The organism is uncultured Novosphingobium sp. (assembly GCF_964277725.1).
GTDB classification, from domain to species: domain Bacteria; phylum Pseudomonadota; class Alphaproteobacteria; order Sphingomonadales; family Sphingomonadaceae; genus Novosphingobium; species Novosphingobium fluoreni.
Genome location: NZ_CAXYKL010000170.1, coordinates 1 through 9945, shown reverse-complemented (window position 1 = coordinate 9945; position 9945 = coordinate 1). Strand labels below are relative to the sequence as shown.

Below are 9945 nucleotides of genomic sequence, written 5' to 3'. Positions count from 1 at the left end.
CGCCGTTGCCCGGCAACTGGGCAAGATGGTGGCTGAACGGCATGAAAAGGGCCTGGTGCTGGACTTCGAGGCTTTGCCCGAAACGGCCATGACCGACTACGTCGCCTTCATCCGCCAGCTGCGCACCGCGCTGCCCAGCGGTTCGCTGATCGCCGTTACCGTTCCGGCCGAGGACGAGGCTTGGCCGCTCGGGGCGATCACCGCGGCTTCCGACAAGATCATCCTGATGGCTTATGATCAGCACTGGAGCGGCGGCGAAGCAGGTCCGATCGCGGCGCAGGACTGGTTCGCGCGGGAAGTGCAGCGCGCCATCGGGCTCGTCGGCCGCTCGAAGCTGGTCGTGGCGCTGGGCAGCTATGGCTATGACTGGCACGGCAAGCAAGCCGATGCCCTGGCGATCGAGGACGCCTGGCTTGCCTCGCATGACAGCAACGCCCCGGTCGTCTTCGATCCCGCCAGTGGCAATTCCGGCTTTGCCTATGACGAGGATGGCGAGAAGCACACCGTGTGGATGCTGGATGCCGCGGCCAGCTGGAACCAGATGACGATCCTGAAGCAAATGGGCTTGCAGGACCTGGCGATGTGGCGGCTGGGCACCGAAGACAGCGGATTCTGGAAAGACCTGCACGCCTTTCGCAAGGGTACCCGCCCCGATCTCTCCCTAGCGACGTCTGTCAGCAGCGCGGATGTGGAGGGCGCCGGAGAAATCCTTCGCATCACCGCCACCCCGCGCGAAGGGCATCGCACCACCACCTTCGCGCCCAATGGCCTGATCACGCAGGAACAGTTCCAAAGCCTGCCGACGCCTTACGTCGTTCATCGCGCGGGCGGCGGCAATCCCAAGCTGCTGGCGCTCACCTTCGATGATGGGCCCGATCCCAAATGGACGCCGCAGATCCTCTCAGAACTGGAAACCGCGCACGTGCCAGCGACGTTTTTCGTCATCGGCGAGTATGGGCTGGACAACCCCGGCCTACTCAAGCGCATCATCGCCGATGGCGATGAACTGGGCAATCACACCTACACGCACCCCAATTTGGCCGATGCCGGCGCGCGCGAAACCAGCCTGCAACTGAACACCACGCAGCGACTGGTGGAAGCCTATACCGGGCGGAGCATGACCTTGTTTCGCGCGCCTTACTTCGGTGACGCGGAGCCTTCCACTCCTGATGAACTGGGCCCCGCGCTGGAAGCCCAGAAGGCCGGATATACGATCGTGGGGCTGCACGTCGATCCCAACGATTGGCAGCGGCCGGGCACGGATGCCATCGTCCAGCAGGTGCTGGACCAGGTGCATTCCGCCACGGCCGAAAACACGATGAACGTCATCCTGCTACACGATGGCGGCGGCGATCGTTCGCAGACGGTGGCCGCCCTGCCGCGCATCATCGCGGCGCTAAAGGCGCAAGGCTATCAGTTCACCACTGCGTCCCAGCTTGCCGGCATATCACCCGCGCAGGCGATGCCCGCGATCTCCCGCACCGATCTGGCCGCCGTGCGCATAGACGTAATGGCCTTCGTCGTGATGATGACGGTGGGTGCGATGCTGGCCTGGCTGTTCTACCTCGCAATTTCGCTGGGAATCGCCCGCGCCGTGATCATGACCGGGCTGGCGTGGCTGCAAAGCCGCCGCAAGCGCGGCGAGCCACCCGTCCATGAGCCCAGCGTGTCGGTGATCATCCCGGCTTACAATGAGGAGCGGGTAATCGTCTCCTCGGTCAGCCGCGTGCTCGCCAGCGATTATCCTGACTTGCAGGTGATCGTAGTCGATGACGGCTCCAAGGATGACACCAGCAATGTCGTGCGGGCGGCCTTTGGCGGAAATCCGCGTGTCACGCTGCTGACGCTGGTGAATGGTGGCAAGGCCGCCGCGCTCAATCGCGCGCTTCAGGATGCCACGGGCGAGGTGATCATCGCCCTTGATGCCGATACCCAGTTCGAGGCGGAGACGATCCGCCGCCTGGTCCGCTGGTTTGCCGATCCCCGGTTGGGCGCGGTCGCCGGCGATGCGCGCGTCGGCAACCGGGTCAATCTGGTGACGCGCTGGCAGGCCGTCGAATACATCACCGCGCAAAATCTCGAACGGCGCGCACTCGCCGGGTTTGACGCGATGACGGTGGTGCCAGGCGCTGTGGGCGCATGGCGGCGCGCGGCGCTCGATGCCGTGGGCGGCTATCCCGAGGATACCCTGGCCGAGGATCAGGACCTGACCATAGCCATCCAGCGCGCGGGCTGGCGCGTCACGTTCGACCCGCGCGCCGTCGCCTGGACCGAAGCGCCCGAAAGCTTCGCCGCGCTGGCCAAGCAGCGGTTCCGCTGGGCGTTCGGCACGCTCCAATGCCTGTGGAAGCACCGCGCCGCGCTGCGCCGCCGCAAGCCTTGGGGCCTGGGCATGATCGGGCTGCCCCAGGCCTGGCTGTTCCAGATCGGTTTCGCCGCGATCTCGCCGCTGATCGACCTGACCCTGCTGCTTTCAATCATCAGCACCTCCCTGCGCATCCAGGCGCACGGCTGGGTGCAGACGCGCGGTGACGTGGGTCTGATGGGGATCTACTGGATAGCCTTTGTGACCATCGATGTGCTGTGCGGCTGGATCGCCTATCGCCTGGACGATCGCGGCGTACGCTATCCCGCGCACCTGCTGATCGCGCAGCGGCTGGTCTATCGCCAGATCATGTACTGGGTGGTGCTTCGCGCCATCGCCGCTGCCGTGGGCGGATGGATCGTGGGCTGGGGAAAGCTGGAGCGTACTGGCCGCGTTTCGGCAGACGCCAAGCCCGAAGGCGAGATGCCCGCCGCCACTCCCGTCACCGCGCAGCCCGCCTGATCTCCCCGCAATCGCCGCACCGCTCGCCCGGTCCGGCTTGACCGGCGCATCGGTAAGGAAACATTGCTTTACGGCGTGGTTACGATCCAGCGCTATTCAAACGATCCCCTTCCCGCCTATAGGCCTGCCGTGCACCTGACCGCCGTTCCCGATCCGCATTTTGCAAGGCCCAACCGCCTGCCCGCGCTTACCGAGCAAGGCGCCGCATGGGCGATCTAACCTCCGGGCTGACGACCACCATCGCCGCGCATGGCTTCTGGGCCGGGCCGATCATCGGGGCGCTGTCCTTTGGCGAATCGATGGCGGTGATCGGTCTATTCATTCCGGCCACTACGGTCATGCTGGCGATCGGCGGCCTGATCGGCGCGGGCGTGCTCGATCCCGCACCGATTATCCTTTGGGCCATCGCCGGGGCGATCGTGGGTGATTGGGTCTCGTACTGGATGGGCCGGCGGATCGGCCCGCGCATCTATTATCGCTGGCCGCTGAAGAACCATCGCCCGATGGTGGCGCGCACCCGGCTGTTCTTTCGCCGCCATGGCTTCAAGGCCGTCCTGATGGGCCGGTTTCTCGGGCCGATCCGCGCCACCGTGCCGCTGGTGGCGGGGGTCGTTGAAATGGCGAAGCGGCCGTTTCAGATCGCCAACATCGTCTCGGCAGTGTTGTGGGTGCCGTTGATGTTCCTCCCCGGCATCATCGCCGCGCGCACGATGGGCCCCGGCCTGAAGATCGACGAGTGGCACATCCTGGCCTTCGGCGTGGGTGTGCTGCTCTTCACCGGCCTGGCGACAACGTTGACGACGAAAGTGTTGGGAAAGAAGCGCAAACGCGGCTCACGCTGACAGCGCCGCCAGAAAATAGCTGCGGAACGCCCGAAGGCATCCCGCAGCCCATGATGATCAGGCGGCGTCGACCAGGACGATTTCGGAGTCCTCGATCGCGGTGACCCGCAACACTTCCAGGTCGCTGATCGCCGCGCCGTCGCGGGTATTCACCCGCACGCCATCGATCTCCACCGCCCCCGTCGCGGGAACGAGGTAGGCTTTGCGATCCGCGCCAAGTGGATACTCCACCGTCTCACCCGCCTTGATGGTGGCACCCACCACGCGTGCATCGGTGCGGATCGGCAAGGCGTCATTGTCGTTTTCATAGCCGCTCGCCAGCGTCACGAACTGGCCGGAACGCTCACCCTTGGGGAAGGGCTTGGCACCCCATTGCGGCGCTTCACCGGCGCGGGTCGGCATGATCCAGATCTGGAAGATCCGCGTGGTCACATCCTCCATATTGTATTCGGAGTGCTGGATGCCGGTGCCCGCGCTCATGACCTGCACATCCCCCGCCTCGGTCCGGCCGCGATTGCCCAGATTGTCCTGATGCGTGATCGCACCTTCGCGCACGTAAGTGATGATCTCCATGTCGCGATGTGGATGGGGCGGGAAACCGGTCTTGGGTGCAATGGCGTCGTCGTTCCAGACGCGTAGATTGCCCCACTGCTGGCGCGCAGGATCGTAGTAGCTGGCGAACGAGAAGTGATGCTTGGCATCGAGCCAGCCGTGATTGGCGCCGCCCAGCGTATCGAAAGGACGAAGGTCGATCATGGAAGTTCTCCGGCGCCGGCGAATGGCGCCGGCTTGCTCAACCCATATGGGCCTTGCGCACTCTTCCAGACAGAGGGATAAACTGCATCGGTTTGTTAGAGAGAGTTGAATAGTGAGCAACCCCGGAAATCCCACCTTCGACCAACTGCGGATCTTTCTGGCGATCGTGGACGAAGGCAGTTTCGCCGGGGCAGGGCGCAAGCTGAACCGGGCGGTGTCGGTGATCAGCTACGGCATCGCCAATCTGGAAGCGCAACTGGGCGTGACGCTGTTCGATCGGGAGGGTACCCGCAAGCCCAAGCTGACGGTGGCCGGCCGCGCGGTTCTGGCGGAGTCTCGCGCGGTCAGCGAAGGGATCGACGGCCTGCGCGCCAAAGTCCGTGGGCTGCTGCAAGGTTTGGAGGCGGAGGTCGACCTGGCGATCGACGTCATGGTGCCATCCGAAAGGGTCGGGCGCGTGTTGAGAGCCTTCGCGCGAGAATTCCCCACCGTGTCGCTACGCCTTCATGTGGAGGCGCTGGGGGCGATCGCCGCGATGGTGCTGGACGGCACGGCGGTGGTCGGCATCTCGGGACCGCTTGCCGCCGGGGTCGAAGGCCTGGAATGCATTGCCGCCGGGCTGATTACGATGGTGCCCGTCGCCGCTCCGGACCATCCGCTAGGCCGCATGGCGAAGATCCCGCCAGGCGCTGGCCGGGGCTACACCCAGCTGGTGCTGACCGATCGCTCCCGCTTCACCGAGGGGCGGGACTTCTCGGTGGTCAGCCACAAGACCTGGCGACTGGCCGATCTCAGCGCCAAGCACGCGCTGCTGCGCGAAGGGATCGGGTGGGGCAACATGCCCGGCCCGATGATCCAGGGAGACCTGCAATCGGGTGCGCTGGTCCAGCTGGCGATGCCGGACCATACGGGCGGCACCTATCGCTTCGGCGGCATCTGGCGGCGCGACACGCCGCCCGGCCCGGCTGCCTCATGGCTGCTGGAACAGTTCGTGGCAGAGGGCCGCAACGATGTGGAAGATCCGGCCCTGGGCGATCTTTGAACCTTATGCCTGCTCTAGCGCAGCGGCCCCTGCCATCACCTTCCGCGCGCCCGCCACGCAGCGCGCCATGCGGTCTTTAACGCCCACCCCCTGCTCCATCAGCGAGCGCAGCGGCATTTCGAGGCCGATGTATTCGACCTGGGGCAGCGCCGCCAGGATTTCGGAGAGCGGAGCCACGCCGTCCCCCGGAATGCCACGCTCGTACAACGCCTCCTCCATGTAATCATCGAACAGCGGCGTCTGCGGAACATCGCAAAGCTGGATATGGCCGATCAGCTTCTTATCCATCGCGCGCAACTCGTCTGTCGTGGCGCCGGAGCGGTGAAAGTGCATAGTGTCCAGAAGAATCGTGGCTGGCGGCCCGGCCTTATCGACCGTGCGTTTCGCCATATCCAAGGTCGCGATCGCGGCAATCGGGCAGAACTCTGTCGTGATTTCGATTCCTCTTGCCGTTGCCATTTCCGTGATCTGGCAAAACTGATCCATGGTTCGCTCCACGTCGGGATCGAAGCTGATCGTGTTGATCCGGCGGGTTCCTATTTCGACATGAATGTCCAGATCACGGGCGTAAGCCTCGCGCACGTCCAGATCGGCCAGCAAGGCGAAACCATCGCCCAGGCCGATCTCGACCCCGGTATCCCGCGCTGCCGCCCTCAATTCCTGGACCAATTTCGGGTCCTGACGCAGAGACCATCGAGCATGCCCCTCCGGATTGTAGTCCATCGGCTCCATGATCGTTGAGATGAACTGACAATCCAGATCGGCCGCGATACCGACCAGTTCCACCGGCGAGAGGCCAAAGGCCCCCAGAAATTCAAGACCAAGCTTTGGCATAGTACCATCCTCTCCATATATTTTACCGGCTGCCGTCGTATCGCGGCCTGCGCGGTCTATCGTGATTGTGCACCCTCTTGTGCCAAGCGGGCGGCCGCGATCGGGCCGAATTCTTCTACGACGCTAAGGGGGGTGTCGAACTGCGAGATGTCCTCGATCGTGGTGAAATGAACGCCGATATCCTCGGCACTGGGCGGCTGCTGGGCATCGGCCAGCCAGCCCTTGGCGGCACCGATAAAGACCTTGGCGAAGCGCCCCGCCGTCGCGCTGTAAAGCGAATGCGTGGCCTGGCACTGTTCGCTGACAAGCCACAGCGCCATCGGTGTCACATAATCGTTGTGCATGGCCGGTGCGATCCGGTCCATTCCGGCCGGCAGCTTGTCGAACGCTCCGGCTGGCCAGTCCAGATCGGTATCCTGGCCAAGCCGTCCCGAACCGGCTGGAAGAAGCCCGTTAGCCGTAATGCCATGCTGCGCGCCTTCCAGCGCCAGCACGTTGACCAGCCCCGCCAGCCCTATCTTCGCCGCGGCATAATTGCTCTGCCATGGCATGCCGAAAAGCGCGGACGCCGAGCTCGTCAGCAGGATGCGTCCATAGCCCTGCCGCTTCATCGCGGCGAACGCGGGCTGGCCGACATAGAAGCCCGCCATCAGGTGAACATCCACGATCGCCCGGATATGCTCGTCCGTCAGCGTCTCGAACGGCCCGTTCCGCAGGAAGCCGGCGTTATGGATGAATATGTCGATACGGCCAAAGCTGTCGAGCGCCACCTGTGCGATCGCGTTACCGCCCGATCGCGTAGCGCAGCTTTCATGACAGGCGACCGCCACACCCCCTGCCGCGCGGATTTGCGCGACCACTTTGTCCGCGCCGCTCTCTCCCAATGGCAGCAGGTTGCCGCGGGTGTCCGTGCCCAGATCGTTCACTACGACCTTCGCACCGCGCGCCGCCAGGTTGAGCGCATAATCCCGGCCCAGGCCGTTCCCGGCACCGGTGACGATCGCCACACGCCCATCGAAGCGGATCGCCTCGCTCACGCGGGCACCATGTCGACCCTAAGGCGCTTCAGTTGCCAGGATGCGATGTACCAGCGGCCGTCGCGCTTTTCGTAAGTCTCATGATAATGCCCCATGCCGTGCAGCGAGCGAACCGGGCCCGCCTCCCACTGGAGCATATCCTCCATCGCCCAAATGCCCGTCGCCGTTGTCTCGCTATCCAGTTCGACTTCCGGGCAATGGCCGTGGTGAACGCTGACGCACCCCGTCAAACCGGCGATGCTTTGCGCGATGAATGCATCCCGATCGGCGATCGGGCCCATGCCGGCGCCCTCTCCGTCAAAACGCGCTTCGGGCAGAAACAGGTCGCGGAAGGCATCGAATTGCTTCGTATCGACGAAGCGAAAATATCGAGCCTTCAGCTTCTTTATTTCCTCCACCGCATCCAGCTTTTCAGCAAGTTCCAAGGGTCGCCTCTTGTAGTCAGAACGTTGTGGGCAAACTCTTCGTTAAACTTCCGCTGAGCCAGAAAGCAGCGCGATTATCCAGCCTGCTTTTTTGTCGCACTCTCGATCGCCGCGCCGATCTCCGACGCCATAGGTAGACGCCGCAGGGTTATGCCGCCGGTCGTGTGGAAGGTCTGACCAGTCATGAAGCATTCGTCGGAGACGGCGAACAGGGTGGCCGCCGCGATGTCTTCCACGGTGTTGATCCGGCCCAGCGGCGTTTCGCTGGCGAAAGCCTCCACCATGCCAGGCGCCAGCATTCCGGCCGTCATCGGCGTCACGGTCATGCCCGGGGCAATGACATTGGCGCGGATGCCGAACTGGCCGAATTCATTGGCGACCGTGCGTGTAACGTGTTCGATACCAGCCTTCGCGCCCATATACGGTGCGTGATTTTCGAACATCATCGTGGCGACTTGCGAAGTGACGACGGCGATCGCGCCGCCACCGGCGCGCTTCATCGCGCCGACCGCAGCTTGCATGAAGAAGAAGCCACCTTTGAAGATGATGTTCAACATCTCGTCCAGCTCGGATTCCGGCGTATCTTCGAAAGGCCCGTACTGGCCAGTCGCTGCTGCGTTCACCGCGATATCGACGCCGCCCATGGCCTTCTCTGCCTGTTCGAACAGCGAAAATACGGACTCCTTGGAAGAGATGTCTGCGGGCACCGCGATAGCGCCGTATTTGCCAGCGAAGTCCTCAAGCCCGCCCGCACCGCGACCGGAAACGACAACCGTTGCGCCCTCATCGACGAAGCGCTTGGCAATTGCCTGACCCATGTTGCCTTCACGCGTCGCGCCCATCACGATCGCGCGCTTACCTTGCAGACGGCCCAAACATCCCTCCATGCGTCTTGATTCGCCTGCCATAATCGAACCAGAGTTTCGATTGTGCAAGTCCGCAGATCGAGCCTATGCTCCGATCTGCCGCCAACGGCCGCCAACTCTCCCCGTCAGATCTTGAGGCCGATGCCGCGACCAAAAAACGCGATGGCCGCTTCGTTGGACGCACTTTGCTGTTCCTTATCGAGCGGGGGGCCCAGAAACCGGCCAAAGCCGCTGCCGGTCAGGTCAAAAAAATAGCTGGCGACTTGGTGCTCGTCATCGATATCGGCCAGTCCCGCTACACGCAGATATTTCAGATAAAGCGCGACCGGCAGGATGATCTTTTCGGTTTCCTCCGCCACGATCGTTTCCCATGATGCGATTTCCCCGCGGGCCTCCGTCACCGCCTGCCACAAGGCCCTGATCGGCGGATCGTTGACGTAACGACTGAAGACCCGAGCAAAATCGCGCAACACATCAACAGGGCGGCGCGCAGGGTCTATATCGATCTTGCTCATGGGAACGGTGGCAAGCGGAGTGGCCCGCAACATTGCCGCCCTCATCAAGCCAGCCTTGCTGCCATATCGCAGATAAATAGTGGACTTGCTGACACCAAATCCGGAGGCAAGGTCATCCACCGAGACATTGCGATAGCCTTCCTCCTGAAACCGCAGCAGCGCGTAATCCAGCAGGCGGTTCTGGCGCTCTTCCGCTTCCGATTTCAGCGGCCGGCCCCGGCGCGGGGATGTCAAAGGTTTGCGCTGCAGCTTGGTCGGACCATCCATCGCGGCATAGCGCTATGCCGATTTTGCCAAGACCGCAATCGGTGTGGCCGGTGCGCCAGTACACTCCTGGTTGGTGAACGACCGGTCAGCCGCCGTTACGAAGGGCGGGCGCGTGGTTTATGAAGTTGATGATCTCACGGCGCCGCCGGTCCTCCTCGGCGGTTTCCGCATCAACGCCGAGTTGCCATCTCAGCGCGCGATCTTCCGGATTGCGATGCAGTGCGGTGAACCGGCGGGACATGGCGTTCACATCCTCTTCGCTATGAGCCAGACCTGCTTCGATCAGGTCCTCGGCCTGGCCTTGCAGCGATACCGCCACTTCGCCCAGCGCCAGTTCCGGATGATATTGCACGCCCCAGAACACCCCGCGATCATGGCGTATCTCCGCCGCCTGGACTTGGGTGGCTTCGTTCGAGGCTAGCAGGACGCCACCGGGCGGCAGCGCCTCCACTTCATCGCCATGGATCGCCAGCGCATCCCAGGAACCTGGCCTGCCGGTCAGCAAAGGATGATCCTTTCCAGCCGGGGTAGCGG

Annotated in this window: 9 protein-coding genes and 1 pseudogene; 3 read left to right on the top strand and 7 right to left on the bottom strand. The window is 63.5% G+C overall.

The window, feature by feature from the left end; genetic code table 11:
* Together ACHWRX_RS09780 and ACHWRX_RS09775 are read left to right on the top strand one after the other, a co-directional pair.
* On the top strand, positions 1-2827 hold a 2827-nt coding region (locus tag ACHWRX_RS09780), incomplete at its 5' end, for a glycosyltransferase (protein WP_394659047.1).
* Between the two features lie 206 nt (positions 2828-3033).
* The gene (locus tag ACHWRX_RS09775; protein WP_394659046.1) at positions 3034-3669 is read left to right on the top strand and encodes a DedA family protein; all 636 of its coding nucleotides are present in this window, start codon (positions 3034-3036) and stop codon (positions 3667-3669) included.
* A gap of 57 nt (positions 3670-3726) precedes the next feature.
* Here the strand turns inward: ACHWRX_RS09775 and ACHWRX_RS09770 are convergent, their stop codons facing one another.
* Entirely contained in the window at positions 3727-4425 is a 699-nt protein-coding gene (locus ACHWRX_RS09770; RefSeq protein ID WP_058735790.1) for a pirin family protein, read from the bottom strand.
* A gap of 112 nt (positions 4426-4537) precedes the next feature.
* Between ACHWRX_RS09770 and ACHWRX_RS09765 the strand changes: the two genes are divergently transcribed.
* Positions 4538-5467: a LysR family transcriptional regulator gene (locus ACHWRX_RS09765; protein WP_394659045.1), complete on the top strand. Its 930-nt coding sequence runs from the start codon at positions 4538-4540 to the stop codon at positions 5465-5467.
* Positions 5468-5470: 3 nt separating this feature from the next.
* Here the strand turns inward: ACHWRX_RS09765 and ACHWRX_RS09760 are convergent, their stop codons facing one another.
* The 6 genes and pseudogenes from ACHWRX_RS09760 to ACHWRX_RS09735 form a co-directional block, all read right to left on the bottom strand.
* Positions 5471-6301, bottom strand: a complete 831-nt coding sequence (locus ACHWRX_RS09760) for a sugar phosphate isomerase/epimerase family protein (protein WP_394659044.1) — start codon at positions 6299-6301, stop codon at positions 5471-5473.
* A 56-nt stretch (positions 6302-6357) separates the two neighbouring features.
* Positions 6358-7338 (bottom strand): SDR family NAD(P)-dependent oxidoreductase, encoded by a 981-nt coding sequence (locus ACHWRX_RS09755; RefSeq protein ID WP_394659043.1) that lies wholly within the window; start codon positions 7336-7338, stop codon positions 6358-6360.
* Entirely contained in the window at positions 7335-7763 is a 429-nt protein-coding gene (locus ACHWRX_RS09750) for a nuclear transport factor 2 family protein (protein WP_394659042.1), read from the bottom strand. Before ACHWRX_RS09750 ends, ACHWRX_RS09755 begins: the two co-directional genes overlap by 4 nt.
* Before the next feature lie 74 nt (positions 7764-7837).
* Positions 7838-8638, bottom strand: coding sequence for an SDR family NAD(P)-dependent oxidoreductase (locus tag ACHWRX_RS09745; RefSeq protein WP_288416783.1), 801 nt, complete (start codon positions 8636-8638; stop codon positions 7838-7840).
* 116 nt (positions 8639-8754) lie between these two features.
* A complete protein-coding gene (locus tag ACHWRX_RS09740; protein WP_394659041.1) occupies positions 8755-9411 on the bottom strand; it encodes a TetR/AcrR family transcriptional regulator in 657 nt (218 codons plus the stop codon).
* 85 nt (positions 9412-9496) lie between these two features.
* Positions 9497-9945, bottom strand: a pseudogene (locus ACHWRX_RS09735) (type 1 glutamine amidotransferase); the annotation flags it as partial.